This is a genomic window from Corynebacterium sp. HMSC30G07, assembly GCF_001806945.1.
Lineage (GTDB): Bacteria > Actinomycetota > Actinomycetes > Mycobacteriales > Mycobacteriaceae > Corynebacterium > Corynebacterium riegelii.
In genome coordinates, this window is record NZ_KV786480.1 from 192,081 (window position 1) to 208,807 (window position 16,727).

17 protein-coding genes are annotated in these 16,727 nt (G+C 61.1%); 9 read left to right on the forward strand and 8 right to left on the reverse strand.

Features of this window, described 5'->3' with window-relative positions; all coding sequences use genetic code 11:
* The first annotated feature begins 125 nt into the window (after positions 1–125).
* From HMPREF3104_RS11075 to HMPREF3104_RS11095, 6 genes are all read left to right on the forward strand, one after another.
* Entirely contained in the window at positions 126–1,454 is a 1,329-nt protein-coding gene (locus HMPREF3104_RS11075) for a glutamine synthetase family protein (RefSeq protein WP_052203522.1), read from the forward strand.
* On the forward strand, positions 1,451–4,393 hold the full coding sequence (locus HMPREF3104_RS11080; RefSeq protein WP_070495936.1) for a bifunctional [glutamine synthetase] adenylyltransferase/[glutamine synthetase]-adenylyl-L-tyrosine phosphorylase: 2,943 nt from the start codon (positions 1,451–1,453) through the stop codon (positions 4,391–4,393). Before HMPREF3104_RS11075 ends, HMPREF3104_RS11080 begins: the two co-directional genes overlap by 4 nt.
* A 9-nt stretch (positions 4,394–4,402) precedes the next feature.
* Positions 4,403–4,678, forward strand: coding sequence for a hypothetical protein (locus HMPREF3104_RS11085; RefSeq protein ID WP_070495938.1), 276 nt, complete (start codon positions 4,403–4,405; stop codon positions 4,676–4,678).
* Positions 4,679–4,699: 21 nt separating this feature from the next.
* Positions 4,700–6,178 carry a threonine synthase gene (gene thrC / locus HMPREF3104_RS11090; protein ID WP_070495940.1) on the forward strand — a complete coding sequence of 493 codons (1,479 nt, stop codon included), beginning with the start codon at positions 4,700–4,702 and terminating at the stop codon, positions 6,176–6,178.
* Between the two features lie 2 nt (positions 6,179–6,180).
* Entirely contained in the window at positions 6,181–6,345 is a 165-nt protein-coding gene (locus HMPREF3104_RS12525; RefSeq protein WP_168156384.1) for a hypothetical protein, read from the forward strand.
* A 137-nt stretch (positions 6,346–6,482) separates the two neighbouring features.
* A complete protein-coding gene (locus HMPREF3104_RS11095; protein ID WP_070495942.1) occupies positions 6,483–7,385 on the forward strand; it encodes a trypsin-like serine protease in 903 nt (300 codons plus the stop codon).
* Here the strand turns inward: HMPREF3104_RS11095 and HMPREF3104_RS11100 are convergent.
* Positions 7,369–8,103 carry a hypothetical protein gene (locus HMPREF3104_RS11100; RefSeq protein ID WP_141738238.1) on the reverse strand — a complete coding sequence of 245 codons (735 nt, stop codon included), beginning with the start codon at positions 8,101–8,103 and terminating at the stop codon, positions 7,369–7,371. The genes HMPREF3104_RS11095 and HMPREF3104_RS11100 overlap by 17 nt on opposite strands.
* Before the next feature lie 28 nt (positions 8,104–8,131).
* On the opposite strand from HMPREF3104_RS11100, the gene HMPREF3104_RS11105 reads away from it, so the two are divergent.
* Entirely contained in the window at positions 8,132–8,656 is a 525-nt protein-coding gene (locus HMPREF3104_RS11105) for an NUDIX hydrolase (RefSeq protein WP_070495946.1), read from the forward strand.
* A 13-nt stretch (positions 8,657–8,669) separates the two neighbouring features.
* Here HMPREF3104_RS11105 and HMPREF3104_RS11110 read toward each other — a convergent pair whose 3' ends face one another.
* The 4 genes from HMPREF3104_RS11110 to HMPREF3104_RS11130 form a co-directional block, all read right to left on the reverse strand.
* Positions 8,670–8,984 carry a hypothetical protein gene (locus HMPREF3104_RS11110; protein WP_141738239.1) on the reverse strand — a complete coding sequence of 105 codons (315 nt, stop codon included), beginning with the start codon at positions 8,982–8,984 and terminating at the stop codon, positions 8,670–8,672.
* Positions 8,985–9,010: 26 nt separating this feature from the next.
* Entirely contained in the window at positions 9,011–9,814 is an 804-nt protein-coding gene (locus HMPREF3104_RS12640; RefSeq protein ID WP_210386505.1) for a hypothetical protein, read from the reverse strand.
* 66 nt (positions 9,815–9,880) lie between these two features.
* A complete protein-coding gene (locus HMPREF3104_RS11125; protein WP_070495952.1) occupies positions 9,881–10,465 on the reverse strand; it encodes a VIT1/CCC1 transporter family protein in 585 nt (194 codons plus the stop codon).
* A 136-nt stretch (positions 10,466–10,601) separates the two neighbouring features.
* Positions 10,602–11,027: a cytidine deaminase gene (locus HMPREF3104_RS11130; protein ID WP_070495954.1), complete on the reverse strand. Its 426-nt coding sequence runs from the start codon at positions 11,025–11,027 to the stop codon at positions 10,602–10,604.
* A 66-nt stretch (positions 11,028–11,093) separates the two neighbouring features.
* Between HMPREF3104_RS11130 and HMPREF3104_RS11135 the strand changes: the two genes are divergently transcribed.
* Positions 11,094–12,386 (forward strand): thymidine phosphorylase, encoded by a 1,293-nt coding sequence (locus tag HMPREF3104_RS11135; RefSeq protein WP_070495956.1) that lies wholly within the window; start codon positions 11,094–11,096, stop codon positions 12,384–12,386.
* A 22-nt stretch (positions 12,387–12,408) separates the two neighbouring features.
* Here the strand turns inward: HMPREF3104_RS11135 and HMPREF3104_RS11140 are convergent, their stop codons facing one another.
* From HMPREF3104_RS11140 to HMPREF3104_RS11150, 3 genes are all read right to left on the reverse strand, one after another.
* Complete coding sequence (locus HMPREF3104_RS11140) at positions 12,409–13,311, reverse strand: Abi family protein (protein WP_070495958.1); 903 nt, start codon at positions 13,309–13,311, stop codon at positions 12,409–12,411.
* A 121-nt stretch (positions 13,312–13,432) separates the two neighbouring features.
* Positions 13,433–14,377 (reverse strand): TDT family transporter, encoded by a 945-nt coding sequence (locus HMPREF3104_RS11145; protein ID WP_083279097.1) that lies wholly within the window; start codon positions 14,375–14,377, stop codon positions 13,433–13,435.
* Positions 14,378–14,422: 45 nt separating this feature from the next.
* Complete coding sequence (locus HMPREF3104_RS11150) at positions 14,423–15,355, reverse strand: SLAC1 family transporter (protein WP_083279099.1); 933 nt, start codon at positions 15,353–15,355, stop codon at positions 14,423–14,425.
* A 69-nt stretch (positions 15,356–15,424) separates the two neighbouring features.
* Between HMPREF3104_RS11150 and HMPREF3104_RS11155 the strand changes: the two genes are divergently transcribed.
* Complete coding sequence (locus tag HMPREF3104_RS11155; protein ID WP_083279101.1) at positions 15,425–16,705, forward strand: MFS transporter; 1,281 nt, start codon at positions 15,425–15,427, stop codon at positions 16,703–16,705.
* Positions 16,706–16,727: the final 22 nt, after the last annotated feature.

Below are 16,727 nucleotides of genomic sequence, written 5' to 3' on the forward strand. Positions count from 1 at the left end.
GCCAAACACCGCCAGCGCCAAACGACAACAACCCCAACCAAACGCGCCCCAACCCACCAACCGCACACTCCAAACCCACACAAACCCACTCAACCCCACCCCCAACAAAAGCTAAACTTCCCACCATGAGCTCTCAAACGGATAACGTGCTGCGCTTGGTGGAGCAGCAGGACATCGCTTTCATTCGTCTGTGGTTTACGGATATTTCGGGGAGTTTGAAGACGGTGATGATGTCGCCGGCGGAGTTGGAGTCGGCGTTTGAGGAGGGGGTGGGTTTTGATGGGAGTTCGATTGAGGGGTTTAGTCGTGTGTCTGAGTCGGATACGTTGTTGAGGCCGGATCCGTCTACGTTCCAGATTTTGCCGTTTGATGAGGACGCGGGCCTGCAGACGGCGCGTATGTTTTGTGACATTACGATGCCGGATGGGGATCCGTTGTTTGCGGATCCTCGTCAAGTTTTAAGGCGTCAGATGAATGCGGCGCGTGAGATGGGGTTTGAGTTTTTCGCCAGCCCTGAGATTGAGTTTTATGTGGTCAAGCCGGGTGAGGACAAGATTACGCCGGCGGATAAGGGTGGGTATTTCGATCAGGCGAAGCGAAATGAGGCGCCGAAGTTGCGTCGCCAAGCCATTGCGGCGTTGGAGTACATGGGCATCACCACGGAGTTTTCTCACCATGAGGCGAGCCCGGGGCAGCAGGAGATTGATCTGCGGCATACGGATGCGTTGACTATGGCGGATAATGTGGTCACGTTTCGGTACATCGTGAAGACGGTCGCGGAGGCCACGGGTGTGCATGCGACGTTTATGCCGAAGCCGTTTCCACACTTGGATGGGTCGGCGATGCATACGCATTTTTCGTTGTTTGAGGGTGAGACGAATGCGTTTCATGATCCGGATGATGAGATCAGTTTGTCGCGGGTGGGTCGTCAGTTCATCGCGGGGATTATTGAGCATGCGCCGGAGATTTCGGCGGTGACGAATCAGTGGGTGAATTCGTATAAGCGTTTGCAGTTTGGGTCTGAGGCGCCGACGGCTGCTACGTGGGGTATTTCGAATCGTTCGGCGATGGTGCGTGTGCCTACGTATCGGCTGCATAAGGCGGATTCGCGGCGTATTGAGGTCCGTTCGCTGGACTCGGCCTGCAACCCTTACCTAGCGTTTGCGGCGGTGTTGGCCGCGGGCTTGAAGGGTATTGAGGGCGAGTATGAGCTTGATGAGCCGGCGCGTGATGATGTGTTTGCGTTGACGCGTCGTGAACGTCGCGCGATGGGGTATCGGGATTTGCCGGGGTCGCTTGACCAGGCGCTTCGTCACCTTGAGCGTTCGGAATTTATGGCTGAGGTGTTGGGTGAGCAGGTGTTTGAGTTCTTCTTGCGCACGAAGTGGGATGAGTGGCATGAGTATCAGTCGCAGGTCACGCCGTGGGAGATTGAGACTGGGTTGGATCTATGATCAGCCCCGCGAAACTTGGTCTGACTAGCCGCCGCGCCGCCGAGGACCTCGAAGCCCTTGGCCTAAAAGATGAGGCCTCCTTGTGGACGCTTGCAGGCGCCGCCGATCCTGACCTTGCCTTAAACAATGCGCATCGCTTCGCCAACGGCAGGAGCCTTTTGCTTGACGACGCCCAACGCACCCCTTTCTTCGCGCTCATGGGCGGATCTACCGCCTTGGCGGATCACTTGATTGCACATCCTGAGCTTCTGGAGACGCTGACGCTGCCGCTGCCAAGCGCACAGGAAGCGGACGAGTTCATGGCGAAGGCCGCCACGGATGAAAAAGCGTTGAAGAATGCGCATCGGACGTTGGTGATGCGGGTGGCCGCTAGGGATTTGGCGGGGACGTTTGCTGCGGTTAAGGGCTTTGGTGAGGGCGAGCCGTTGGGGTATCGCGCGGTGACGGAGGCGTTGACCAACATCGCGGACGCTGCGCTGAAGGCTGCGCTCAAGCTTGCCACGCAGCGGGTGTATGGCGAGGAGGAGCCGGATGCGACGCTGGCGGTGATCGCCATGGGTAAGTGTGGCGCGCGGGAGCTCAATTACATCTCTGACGTGGACGTGATCTTTGTGGCCGATGAGGTGACAACGAAGATCACGCGGGTGGCTGCCGAGTTCATCAAGATTGGTTCGGCGGCGTTTTTTGAGGTGGATGCGGGGTTGCGTCCTGAAGGAAAGGCGGGCGCGTTGGTGCGCACGCTGGATTCGCACGTGACCTATTACAAGCGGTGGGCGCAGACGTGGGAGTTCCAGGCGCTGCTCAAAGCGCGTCCGATGGCGGGGGATATGGAGCTTGGCCAGCAGTATGTGGACGCGGTGGGGCCGATGGTGTGGGAGGCGTCCCAGCGCGACAGTTTTGTTGAGGACGTCCAGGCCATGCGCCGCCGCGTGCTAGACAACGTGCCGGAGGGCGTGCGTTCGCGCGAGCTGAAGCTGGGCTACGGGGGGCTGCGCGATGTGGAGTTTGCGGTCCAGTTGTTGCAGTTGGTGCACGGGCGTATCGACGCCACGTTGCGCACCCCCAACACCCGCAACACCATCGACGCACTCGAAGCACTCTCGCAAGGCGGCTACGTGGGCCGCGAGGACGCCAAGGCGCTGATTGGTGCGTATGAGTTTTTGCGCCTGCTGGAGCACCGGCTGCAGTTGCAGCGGTTTAAGCGCACACACCAGTTGCCGGAGGCTGATGATGAGCGCCGGATGCGGTGGTTGGCAAGGTCGGCGGGGTTTGTGGCGTCGACAAGCAAAAGTGCCATAGGTGAGATGGAAGCTGAGCTGAAGCGCGTCCGCGACACCGTGTCCACCCTGCATGAGCGGCTGTTCTACCGGCCGCTGCTGGGTGCTGTGGTGGATCTGACGGTGGGCGAGGCGGCGCTGTCGGCGGACGATGTGAAGGCGCGTCTTGCGGCCCTTGGGTACCGCCACCCGGCGCGCGCTTACGACCACCTGGCGGCGCTGGTGAAGGGCACGTCGCGCAAGGCGAAGCTGCAGGCGATTTTGCTGCCAACGTTGATGACGTGGCTGGCCAGCACCGCGGATCCCGGCGCGGGCCTGTTGAACTATCGCAAGCTGTCTGAGGCGGCGGAGGATAAGCCGTGGTTCTTGCGGATGCTGCGTGATGAGGGCGTGGTGTCCATGCGCCTGATAAAGATCCTGGGCAATTCGCCGTACACCTCTGATCTGATCATTGCGGCGCCGGAAGTGGTCAAGTTGCTTGGAGACGGCTCCGCGGGCCCCCGCCTCATCGAACCCGCACCGGATCAGGTGAAGAAGGCGATCATTGCGGCCTCTAAGCGCTACCAGGACGATGCGGATAAGGCGGTGAGTGTGGCGCGTTCGCTGCGGCGCGCGGAGCTTGCGCGTATCGCCTCGGCCGACCTGTTGGGGCTGATGGAGGTGCGCCAGGTGTGCCTGGAGCTGACCATTATTTGGGACGCCGTGCTGCAAGCCGCCCTGCTGGCGGAGATCCGTACTGATCTTGCGGAGCGTGGCGTGAGTGCGGAGCCTGCGCGCATTGCCATTATCGGTATGGGCAGGCTTGGCGGTGGGGAGCTGGGCTACGGCTCGGATGCGGACGTGATGGCGGTGGCCGAGCCCGTTGAAGGCGCGAATGAGGAAGAGGCGTTGGCGTGGGCGAGCCGCATGATTGAGCAGATGCGTGCGCGCCTGTCCAAGCCCTCGGGCGATCCGCCGCTTGAGGTGGACCTGGGCCTGCGGCCTGAGGGGCGCTCGGGACCTGTCGTGCGCACGATTGCTTCCTATGAGCGCTATTACACCGAGTGGGGTGAGGTCTGGGAGTACCAGGCGCTGCTGCGCGCCACCGTGATCGCCGGTGATGAGGAGGTCGGCGAGCGTTTCCTGCACATGGCGGATGCGTTTAGGTACCCGGATGGCGGCACCCCGCCATCTGCCGTGCGCGAAATCCGGCGTATTAAGGCGCGTGTGGATGATGAACGGCTGCCGCGCAACGCCGATCGTTCCGTACACACCAAACTTGGACGCGGGGCGCTGGCGGACGTGGAGTGGACCGTGCAACTTCTGACCATGATGCACGCACACAAGCACCCGCAGCTGCACACCACCTCCACGCTTGAGGCGCTGGACTACCTGGCGGAGCTGGACGACCCGGACGTGCTCCCCGCCGCTCAAGCCCGGACGCTGCGCACCGCATGGCTGACCGCCACGCGCGCCCGAAACGCGCTGGTCTTGGTGTCCGGAAAGCGCACGGACCAGCTGCCCGCGCCGGGCCCGCACCTGGCGCAGGTCGCCGGATCGGCTGGTTATGACCCGGATGATCAGCAACAGTTTCTGGAGGATTACCTGCGCATTACCCGCCGCGCGCACCGTGTGGTGGAGGAGGTGTTCTGGGGCGAGGCGCCCTCACTGGAGCACGAGTAGCCTTGTGCCATGGCTGTGAATATGACGATTGATCTGGCTGACGCCACCTACACGGACCTGGTGGCGTTGGTAGAGGCCGCCCGCGTTGCTGGCGTGGCCCCCGATGCAAAGCTTGCGCTTGAGGGCGAGACGCTCACCCTGCAGGTAGAGCCCACGATCGCGGCGCCGAAGGAGGAGCCGGAGGCGGAAGTTGCGGCGCACCGTCCGTTGCCGCCGCTTGGAGACGCCGCGATTCGCTCCGTGGTGGACATCCTCACTGGCCGTCAAGAGCCACCGCGCCACTAGCACCACGTAGACTGTTGCGTTGTGGATTACATCTCAACGCGCGACCCGCACTCGACTGCCCATTCGTTTACTGACATCCTGCTGCAGGGCCTAAGCCCAGACGGCGGGTTGTACATGCCTGCTGTTTACCCGCAGATCAGCGGCGACACGCTTGATCAGTGGCGCACGCTGCTGGCACAGAAGGGGTATGCAGCGCTAGCTGCCGAGGTGCTCAAGCTGTACGTGGACGATATTCCGCCGCAGGTGATTGAGCAGCTCACCGCGAAGGCGTACACCACCGAGGGGGGCAAGTTCGCCCACGAAGAGATCGTGCCGGTGACGTGCCTGGAGGATGACAAGCTCTACATCGCCCACCTGTCTGAGGGTCCGACCGCGGCGTTTAAGGACATGGCGATGCAGCTGCTCGGCGAGCTGTTCGAGTTTGAGCTGGGCCGCCGCGGCGAGGAGATCAACATCCTGGGCGCCACCTCCGGTGATACGGGTTCGTCCGCGGAGTACGCGATGCGTGGCCGTGACGGCATCCGCGTGTTCATGCTCACCCCGGCGGGACGCATGACGCCGTTCCAGCAGGCGCAGATGTTTGGTCTGGATGACCCGAACATTTTCAACATCGCGCTCGATGGCGTGTTTGATGACTGCCAGGATGTGGTCAAGGAAGTCAACGGGGACGCGGCGTTTAAGTCCAAGTACTCGATTGGTGCGGTCAACTCCATTAACTGGGCTCGTTTGCTTGCGCAGATTGTGTACTACATTTCCAGCTACCTGAGGGTGACGGAAAGCAACGACCAGAAGGTCTCGTTCAGCGTGCCTACCGGCAACTTTGGTGATGTGTGCGCGGGCCACATTGCTAAGCAGATGGGGCTGCCGATTGACAAGCTGATCGTGGCCACCAACGAAAATGACGTGTTGGATGAGTTCTTTGTCACCGGCGAGTACCGCCCGCGCTCTGCGGAGGAGACGTTTGCAACGTCCTCGCCGTCGATGGACATCTCCAAGGCCTCGAACTTTGAGCGCATGATTTTCGACGCCACCCTGCGCAACCCCACGCTTACCGCCGAGCTGTTTGGCACCAAGGTGAAAGACGGCGGCTTCAACACCGCTGACTTCGGTGCGGCAGGCGAGGAGGTCATGGCACGGATTCGTGATGAGTTTGGGTTCCTGTCAGGCACCTCTACCCATGAGGACCGTTTGGAGATCATCCGCCAGCTGAAGGAAGACTTCTGGATTGTGGTGGACCCGCACACGGCTGATGGCGTGTCGGCTGCGCAGCAATACAAGCTGGATACCCCGGTGATCGTGCTGGAGACCGCACTGCCGGTGAAGTTCAGCCGCACCATTTATGAAGCGATTGAGGAATACCCGAGGGTGCCGGAGCGCTTCAAGGGGATTATGGACGCTGAGCGCCACGTCACCGACCTGCCCAATGACGCCGAGGCGGTCAAGCAGTTCATTGCCAACGCTATTGACAACACGGACAACACGGACAACACGGAGGTCTAACCATGGCACAGGAGCAGTTCGCAGGCCCGGAGCAGTACACGGAGTTTGATCCAGAGAAGTTCATCCGTGACCTGAAGATTCAGGCGGAAGAGGCCGCGAAGGAGAAGGCTGAAGCACAACAAGGGGCGCAACAAGAGGCGCAGAACGAGGACAAGGCGGGGCAGTAAGCACGAACCCGCAGGAACCGGGTCAGCGCGACGAGTTTGGTGCTGCCCGGAAGTATCAGACTGGCGCGGGCCCTGCGTGGGCGTTTCCTGAGCAGGGCCCGCCTCAGCCTGCTCAACAAACACACCGCCGGCCGGGCGTGGCGTGGCTGTTTGCCGTCGTCGCCGTACTAGCGCTGGTTGCGGGCGTGGTGTGGTTGGGGGTGACCACGTCCAAAGTGCCAAGTCCTACGGATCAGGAGCGCCAGGCACTCGAAGAGGTACGCACGCCACCCGGTGAGGAGCACCCGGAAGGTGAGCCGCAGCAGCCAGCGAACCAGGTGTTGGTGCCGGAGTACGCGGTGTGGGCGCCGGGCACAAAGATTCAGACCACGGACCATTACCCGGCGCCGGGGGAGAGTTTCACCGCGCAGTCGTGCACGGTGGCGTTTTCCTTCAGCGATATTCACGGCCGTAACTACGCCGTGACTGCTGGGCATTGCGGGCACGAGGGGGATTTGGTGTGGCCGACGAACGCTACGTTTGCCTCCGATTATGAGCGCGAGGCCGGCCGGTTCATTTACTCCGGTCTGTTTAACCCGGGTGGGGAGCGCGTTGACATTGGCATCATTGAGATCACTGACCCGCAGCGCGCCATGGAGGTTGTGGGCGATCCCATCCCAACCGGTATTGCGCAGGACATTCCCGCCCCTGGCCGCGTGTGTAAGACGGGCGGGACCACGGGTTATACGTGCGGTGAGTTCTTAGAGACCCAGCGCGTGCAGATTGTAGACACGATGGTGGAAGAACAGCTGCCCACCTTCGGCGACATTGCGGGCGTGTGCGTCTCCCCTGGGGACTCCGGCGGGCCGGTGTTTAGTGAGGTCAACGGCCGCGCCGTGATCATCGGCGTGGTGTCCGGCACCGAGGCGGGCCGCTCCGATGAGGAGTGCTTCGAGGGGATGGACAACCCGAAGCGCATGAGTTACTCCAACATTGAGCAGCTCATGGCCGTGATTCACGCGGTGGTGCCGGAGCCGGCGTGGGTTACTCAGTCGTGGTAAACAGCTCGCCGCGGCGAATCTCCATGTATGTGCCGCGCACGCGCTGCCCGGCAGCAACCTCCTCGTCGGTGTAAGCACTGGTTCGCAGTCGGTCCAAGCCAGGCTCCAGAGGTAGGCGCTTCCAGGTCTGCTCCAGTTCGCTCAGCTTGCTTGCCGACGCCACGTCCAACCACCCCAACGCCACCTCAACCCCAGCGGCGCTGTTGTAGTTCACAAACGCTAGCGAGTCCGCGTCTTCGTCTGCAGCAAACGTTGTGTATTTCTCAATGCTTGCCGGCGGCAGCGTGGAGAAGCAGAATCCCAAAAAGCTGATGCGCATGTTGTTTGGGGTGGTCAGCACAAGTGTGTCCAGGCAGTTTTGCTCCAGCATGCGTGAGAGGTGCCCGGTGAACTCTGCCGTGGACGCCATCGCGGTTTCCGTGGCTTTTCCGCGAACGATGACCCCGGTTTCGCCGACGGCTGATTCCACGTCCGTGATCAGGTAAGGGCGGATGCTGGCCAGGACATTCGCTTCGTCTCGAAGCGGCGGGTTCCACGCCTGGCGCGGATCCTGCTCAGTTGTGGTTGTGGTGCTTGCTGTACCGGTTGCGGCGCTGGCATCTGCCTCTGCGTCCGCGCGGTAGCTCACCAGCATGGCCATGGCAACGATGAGGGTGAGCACGATTGCTCCGTAGCCGATGACAAAAATCGGGGTGGGGATGCGTTTGTTCGTGCTCATGATGACAGGAAGTCTACACTTGGCAACCATGCCAATCCCGGAGTTCATTGTTCAGACACGCGCCAAGATCGGCACCGACCTTATGTGGCTGCCCGCAGTGGCCGCGGTGGTGCTGCGAGACTCAACGGATAATTCCGTCTGGGCCGTCCCCGAGGTGCTGTTGGTCAAGCGCACCGACAACGGTAAGTGGACGCCGGTCACCGGCATTGCGGACCCGGGGGAGGAGCCGCATGACGCGGCTGTTCGCGAAGTCCTGGAAGAGACCGGAGTGCGCGTGAGCGCCGCTGCACTGTTGGGCGTGGGGGCGGTTGGTCCCGTGACCCATGACAACGGGGACAAGGCCAGCTACATGTCGGTGCAGATTCGTTGCGAGGCCGACGATCCGAACCAAGTACCCGTGGTGGGTGATGATGAGTCCACTGAGGTCGGCTGGTTCCCGATCTCAAACATGCCGGTGACCGACCCGAAGTGGCGTTTGGTGATTGGAGACGCCGCCGCGCAGCGCAAGCACCCCACCTCATTTACCCCCCGCTTTGGGCTGAAGAAGCGCTAGCTCCTTCACCGGACTACTTCGCAACAAGGGAGAAGGTGTAGACCTCACCCGTATCCGGGTTGGTCAGCTGGGCGCTGGTGGTGCCAACGCCTACCGCGCGGAAGCTCGGGCCGGATTCAAAGGTTGCGATCGTCTCGTCTTCAACGCTGCCCTCAGTCCACGCATCCGGATCTAGGTTCTCGCCAACGGGGACGACGAGCGGCTGATGCTTGGTAATGGTCACCTTCGCGCCGTCGAGACTGTCCACAGTGACGTAGACCGGCGCCTCAAGGTCCACCCCGCCGTTGTTGGTGCAGGCGGTGGTGAGGGTTAACGTGAGCGTCGTCAAGAGTAAAGCCCCAAAGCGCTTCATCTTTACCAGCCCCGACCCTGCTGTGGCATTGGCTGCGGCTGCCCAAACGGTGACTGTGGTGCAGGCGCCGGACGCGTGCCCTTCACCAACATCCAAATGGCAATGCCCAGGCCAATCAGGGAGCACAGCAACCACAGGTACCAGCCGGCGGCCAGGGAACCGTAAATGCCGTCAATCTGGAACGCGGTCACGATGGTGGTCAGCAACTGTGCGCCACCCGCGACAGCTGCGACAATCGCCGCAATCTTGTCACGGCCAAGAAAGCCAACAACCGTGGCGCCGACGTACAACAAGATCACTGCGATGGACCCGATCAGCATGCCAGCATCTGGACCGCCGAGCCCCTCCTCGAAGTACTCCTGGCCAATCGTGCCGAAACCGGTGCCCTCATAGGACATCGAGCCCCACCAGTTGAAGGTAAGCGCCGCGCTACCGAGGCCTTCCCACGCAAGACCGACAGCCGCCACCGGCAGGAAGCTGCCCAGAAGCGACGCAACGGTCAACGCCAAGTAGGACCAGGTTGGCCAGCCCGGGCCGCGCCGCTTCGGCGCAGGTTGCCCGAACGGCTGTCCAGGCTGGCCAGGAAAAGGCTGGCTTGGGCCTTGGCCAGGACCAGGCCCGAACTGCGGTTGGCCAAACTGCGGCTGACCGCCGAACTGTGGCTGGCCAAATTGCGGCTGACCACCAAACTGCGGCTGACCGCCGAACTGCGGCTGGCCAGGACCTTGAGCAGGTCCAGGACCCTGTCCGAACTGCGGCTGACCCCCAAACTGTGACTGCTGGTTCGGATTAAACGGCGAAGACATACGCACCCCTCACGTTAAAATAAGCTTGGTAAATGCCAAAAGCTTACAACGGGAGTACACAGGCCTCTACAGCTGGCTGCCGAACAGGGAGCCGACAAGGAAGGTAGCGCCAAGCGCCAACGTGCCTCCGAGTACCACACGCACAACGGAGCGCCCAACAGCCGCGCCACCGAGCTTGGCGGACAGTGCGCCGGTGAGCGACAAGGACACCAGCGTCAAAGCAAAGATCGCAACCACGCGAGCTGACACCGGGGTGAGCACAGCTGCAGCGAACGGCAGCGCTGCGCCCAACAGGAACGCAAGGAAGGAGGCGATTGCTGCGGACCACGGGTTGACTAAGTGATGATCGGCTAAACCTTGGACTCGCTCTGAGTCGCGTTGGGAGGACACGGAGACGTATTCGCCCAGCGCCATCGAGATCGCGCCACCGACAACCGCGGCAAGACCCGCGGTGGCGATAGCGGAGAGGCTGTCGGTGGCACCCGCAACACCCACCACCACGGCGGCGGTGGACACGATGCCGTCGTTGGCGCCTAAGACACCTGCGCGCAGTCGGTTCATGCGCTCACCAAGACCAGCCTCGTGCTGCGGTGGAGTGGCCGGCTCCTGCGCGACGTGAGAGCCGATGATGGGTTCAACTACAACGGTCATGGGGCCGATGATGCATGGTCTACAACCCCTGCACAAGCAAGCAAAGGCTGGCTTTGTGCAGGTCAGGGTAGCTTTCCATAGGGCAGGCTAAGCAGCGCTTCGCACATGTTTGCGCTGCTAGAGTGCGAAATGGAGTCTAGAGCGATTCCGGGCCAAACGAGTAGGGCAACAGTTCCTCGCTGAATTTAAATGAGCGTAAACCCTCCTCGTCTTCCACAATTACGCGCTTGCAGCCGAACTCTCGAAGTACCTGCCGGCACGCGCCGCAGGGGAAACACGGCTCGCCAGGTTTGCCCACAATGGCCACGGCTTCGATGGTGAACCCGGCGTCTGCAACCCCACGCGGTCCAGAGCCCACGATCGCGCCGGCGACGGCGTTGCGCTCGGCGCACATGCTCAAACCGTAGGAGGCGTTTTCAAGGTTGCAGCCGGGGACCACGTCGCCGTTATCAAGCAGCAGCGCACTGCCAACCGGAAACTTGGAGTACGGCGCATACGCACGGGCCTGCGCGTTGCGGGCCTGCTGGATGAGCTGGGCATCAGTGACTGCGGAGGTGGCCATGGGAACACCTGGTTTTCTACTACCGTGATGGATTGACACCGAAATCATAACCAGAAGGAATTCACCATGGCCGAGCGCTTTGACGCCGTCGATGTCATCCGCACCAAACGCGACAACCAGCCCTTGAGTAAAGAGCAGGTCGACTGGGTGGTGGATGCGTACACTCGCGGCGTGGTTGCCGAGGAACAGATGTCTTCCCTGGCCATGGCTATCTTTCTCAACGGGATGAGCCGAGAAGAGATCGCGCAGTGGACCCAGGCCATGATCAACTCGGGCGAGACGATGAGCTTTGCCTCACTTACGCGCGTTACCGCGGACAAGCACTCCACCGGCGGCGTGGGCGACAAGATCACCCTGCCCCTGGCGCCCTTGGTGGCCACTTTCGGCGTGGCGGTGCCGCAGCTTTCCGGACGCGGGTTGGGGCATACCGGCGGCACGCTGGACAAGCTGGAATCCATCCCCGGTTGGCAGGCCGCAATATCCAACGAGCGCATGATGGAGATCCTCGAAGACCCCGGCTGCGTGATCTGCGCCGCAGGTAGCGGGCTTGCCCCGGCTGATAAGAAGCTTTACGCGCTTCGTGACATCACTTCTACCGTGGACTGCATCCCTTTGATCGCAAGCTCCATCATGAGCAAGAAGATTGCCGAGGGTACTGCGAACCTGGTGTTAGACGTCAAGGTTGGATCTGGTGCGTTTATGAAAGACCTTGATACTGCCCGCGAGCTCGCCCAAACCATGGTTGACCTAGGAACTGATGCTGGCACGAACACGGTTGCCTTGATTACTGATATGTCCACCCCACTCGGCCGCAAGGTGGGCAACGCGCTTGAGGTGGAAGAAGCAGTCGAGGTCTTAGCAGGCGGCGGTCCCGATGATGTTGTGGAGCTAACACTTTCGCTTGCCGACGAAATGTTGAAGGCCGCCGGCGTCCCCGACGCCGATACCGCAGCGGCGTTGAAAGACGGCCGCGCTATGGACACGTGGAGGAAGATGATCCGCGCCCAGAGTGGCGACCCGGATGCCGCGCTGCCCACTGCCGCGCACACGCACACCGTGACCGCGGATGCGGACGGTTACCTCGCTGAGCTTGATGCGTTGTCCGTTGGCGTGGCGTCCTGGCGCCTCGGGGCGGGGCGTGCCCGCAGGCAAGATCCCGTGCAGTTCGGTGCCGGCATTGAGTTGCACGCCGTCAAGGGCGACAAAGTTCGCGCAGGCCAGCCGCTGTTTAGTCTGCATACCGACGACGAGTACCGCTTCGAGCGTTCCCTGGAAGTCTTGCGCGACGGCTTCACCATCAGCGCCGAAGCGCCCGCGCGCCGTGAATCCGTGGTGCTTGAGCGTGTCACCGCGCGGTAGGCAGGGGCTTACTGGTTTTGGGTTATGAAGCTCGCGGATGAGAAATACCCTGGCTAAATAACTCTGAAGTACTGGCTAACTGTAGATACTCGTTCAAGAAGCCTTCACGCAGCTTGGTGGTGAACAGGAAATAATCGAGTGCAACGATCACAGCAAACACTGAGTTTCCTGCGTACGAACCGTTCAACCTTTCTGCGCGCCGTTTTACCCCCTCCGGCACCCGAGGAGGATCGACAACGAAACAGTTCCAAAGACGGGAGGAGTGGGCACATTTGTTTCTTATGAACGTGAAAGAACGCAACTGCGGCGACAAGTATGGCTGCCCGACCCCGAGGGCCTTGCAGGTTCCTTGATAAACAGCATTCCCATCATTGCGGAAGCTGATCGCTTTAGACAGTGTCCCTAAAGACAAGGTTTCTACTGCAGCCCATACGGGGACGTCGTCGGTCCACAACTGGTTTACGTCTGTGCAGCCTTTCCGAAACTTTGCGATATATGGCTCACGTGAGCGGTGCAGCTCGCTGAGTATCAGCTCGTTGGTTGCCTTTATGGTTGGGTTAGGAGGGCGCTTGTAAGCATCAGTAGCTAAATACTCTTCGTAAGGGGAATGGATATTCGCTTCGCTGTATGCGAAAGCCGTTCTCGCTGATATTTCTGCGAGGTGAATGCCTTCAAACAACAGGGCACGGAGTTGAACATCGAGGTTGTAAATCTCCACTATGTCGCCCCAGTGAGTATTGGGTTCGAAGTCTTCATTGCCGTGTGAAGGAGCAACCTGGAAGTACCTCATGTAGCCAGAAAAGCGGTAATAATTGTGTTGCATTAAAAAACTGGCTACAGCTTCTCTATCGGGGAGCGTCAGACCCCGGCTGGTGAGCAAATCTAGTTGGCGGGGAATGGGAAGAAAAGGCTTCCGGCGATTCATCGTCTTAGAATAACAAGCCCCCCTCTCATATTTCGCTGATCTTACGAGAAGCTTGGAGGGGGGATCTGTAAAGCCAGAATAGCTTGGTGTGGGTAATTACAGCAACTTTTTGGGCAATTTATTACTCGGAGGGTGCGCTTGGGCGTCGTGAAGCAAGAGCCCATGTGAGAAACCTGCTGGAGCACAACGTCCAGTGCAGGATGAGGAGTGCCGGGATGCTCAGCGCAACCACGTCGAGCCAGTGCGAGCCGTTGACCTGGGCTACTTGGTGGCCGCCCATGCTGACCGTGCCGGTGGGGAAGGTGCACGACCACCAGGCAGGCGAGTAGTCCACCCAGCGCGCCACGTTGGGGTAGAACTGCACCATCGCCCAGATAGCCAAAGGGATGGACAGGCTCAGCGCTACATAGCCGTACCATATTGAGAACGTTCCCGGGTACATGATCTGGACCGCGGTAGTGGACTGGCCAACCACGCCGAGCGGCACCCAAGCGGTGGCGGAGTTGGCACCCGTAAGGTCCACACGCTTGTGCCATGCAGCCCAGTAGACGTAGGCAAACGTGGGCACCGCGGTAAGGATTGACATGAGGAACAGCACAGTGCCGACTAGGTGGTAGAACTGGCCGTAATCACGAGCCAACCAACCAGCCACAGACGCGGAAATCATCGGGCCAACAAGGGGCAGGCCCCAGGTGAACTGCGGTTTGCCCTCGAACCTCCTCAGCTGGATGGTGTAGGTGAGGATGGTCAGCGGCGCGCCGATCCAAAAGCCGATAAGGCGGTAGACGCCGTTGCCGGTTAGCCCCGAAAGTGCCGCACCCAAGGCGAGGATGCCGATGAAATACATCGACCACGCAGCCATGGTGGTTTGCCCGAACCGGGGAAAGTGGTAGCGAAGAAACCCTGCGGTAAGCACGATCAGGATGACGCACGCGATCGCGGCGAAGCAGCCGGCGGCTACCATCATCTCTTCTTCAACCAGCAGGCGGGCAACGATAGATGTGCCCATGAGGCTGCCGCCCCATGCGGGGCCGGGTGGGGGAAGTTCGCGGAACTTGTCAGTCACGCCAGTATGGTAATCCCTTTGGGGTGTGTGGGAAAACTTTGGGGGTTAGGTGGGTTGACGCGAGCTAATCGTCCAAGAGACGAAGCGCGCCGCGCAGATCACCCAGTGTGCGATGAGGAGTGCCGGGATGCTCAGTGCCACAACGTCTAGCCACTGCGAGCCGTTGAGGAGAGCAACCTGGTGTCCACCCATGCTGACCGTGCCTGTGGGAAACGTGCATGCCCACCACGCAGGGGAGTAGTCAACCCAGCGGGCCACATTCGGGTAAAAGACGATCATGGCGAAGAGTGCCAACGGGATAGCGATGCTCAGTGCCACGTAGCCATACCAAATGGAAAAGCTTCCCGGGTGCAGGAGCTGGATCGCCGTCGTTGACTGGCCTGCTACGCCAAGTGGCACCCACGCGGTGGCGGATGTCGCACCTTCGAGCGGCACTCGGCCGCGCCAGCATGACCAATATGCGTAGGCGAAGAGCGGCACAGCAGTGAAAATAGTCATGCAAAACAGCACCGTGCCGGTGACCTGGTAAAAGTGCCCGAAGCTACGGGATAGTGCACCCGCAGTGGAAGCAGAAACCATTGGCCCGACAAGGGGCAAGCCCCACGCGAACTGCGGAGGGCCGTGGAAGCCTCGCAGCTGCGTTAGATAAACCACCACGGCAAGTGGCGCGCCGATCCAGAAGCCGATCATCCGGAAAACAGGCTCGCCGCTGAGTCCCGAAAGGGCATCGCCCAACGCGAGGATGCCCATGGCGTACATGGCCCACGCCGCCAACGTCGTCCGTTGGAAGGCAGGGTTGCGGTACCGTACAAACCCCGCCGTCAGGACAACCAAGATGGCACAGGCGATCACGGCGAACATGCCCGCCAAAGGCAGCATGCCCACCTCAACCAACAAACGGGCAACGATAGACGTGCCCATCAAGCTGCCACCCCACGCCGGACCAGGCGGGGGAAGCTTGCCGTACCTCTCGGACATAACCGGTACCGTACTCGCTTTGTTTGGTTAAAGGTTGACGTTTTTGTGATCTGGGTGCCTAATGGTCGAATGGAGAACTCGTCCAAGCGATCTACTTCTCAGCGTCCTGCTTCTCGGTGCCGCAGCACAGCGGCGCTGCTGTCGGCACCGCTGTTGTTCGCTGCAGTTGTTGTGGTGGCCATCAATCTGCGCGCCGGTATTTCCTCGGTAGGTCCGGTGTTGGAGGAAACACTTGCCGCTTTCGGTGCAGGTGCTTCGCAGGCGGGTCTGATCACGGCAATGCCCGGATTCCTGTTCGCGCTGATGGGCCTAAGTGCGGTGCCAGTTGCAATGCGTCTTGGCCTCACCCGCACTATCGCGATCGGCGCCGCGTTCACGTTTATCGGGTTGGCAGTTCGTCCCTGGGTGGGCCAGATGGCGGTGTTCATCGTGCTCACCGGCTTCGTGGTTGCCGGCATCGCGGTGGCTAACGTGTTGCTGCCAGCGTGGATTAAGCAGCACGGTGGGCGCCACCTCGTGGCATTGATGACGGTGTACGGCGCACTGCTTGGCCTGTCTGGCGCCGTGGGTCCATTGAGCGCGCTCGTGTTTTCCGGCGACGGCGCGTGGCAGTGGGCACTCGCCGTCTGGGCTGTGCCAGCAGCGCTACAGGTGCTCGTGTGGATCGTGGTTGTGGCCAAGGTTGGCAGCGACGCACCCCAGCACAACACAAACGCAGCCGAGCCCGACCAGGCCCTCGACGTTGCTTTGTGGCGCTCCCCAACAGCACGATTCCTCCTGCTGTTTTTCGGCCTGCAGTCCATGAACGCCTATATCCAAATGGGCTGGCTGCCGCAGATCTACCGCGACGCCGGCGCGTCAGCCACAACCGGCACGATCGCGTTGGCGCTTCTCGGCAGCCTGAATGTGATCGGCGGGCTGGTCATGCCAATGCTCATTGCCCGCGCCCGCACACTCACCCCGTTTGTGGTCACCTTCGCCGCAGCCACGGCAATAGGTTATTTGGGGCTTTTGCTTACGGACGCCCAACTGCCCTACCTCTGGGCGTTCCTCCTGGGCATCGGCGGATTTTGCTTCCCAACCGCTATCGCGCTGATCCCGGCTCGGAGCCGATCACACGTGGTCACGGCGAAACTGTCCGGGTTTGTGCAGCCGTACGGCTACCTCTTGGCAGGCGCAGGACCGATCCTGGTTGGCGCCGCCTACGACGCGACGGGGCAGTGGCGCGGCATCCTCATCGCACTCGTTGCCAGCGCCGTACTCATGGGCCTTGTAGGCATACGCGCGACGGCGGCCACCACTATCGATGATGAACTAGCGGCCGCCGCACGCACAAAGTTACGCACCTAGCGCGTACTAGGTGCGCATCGAG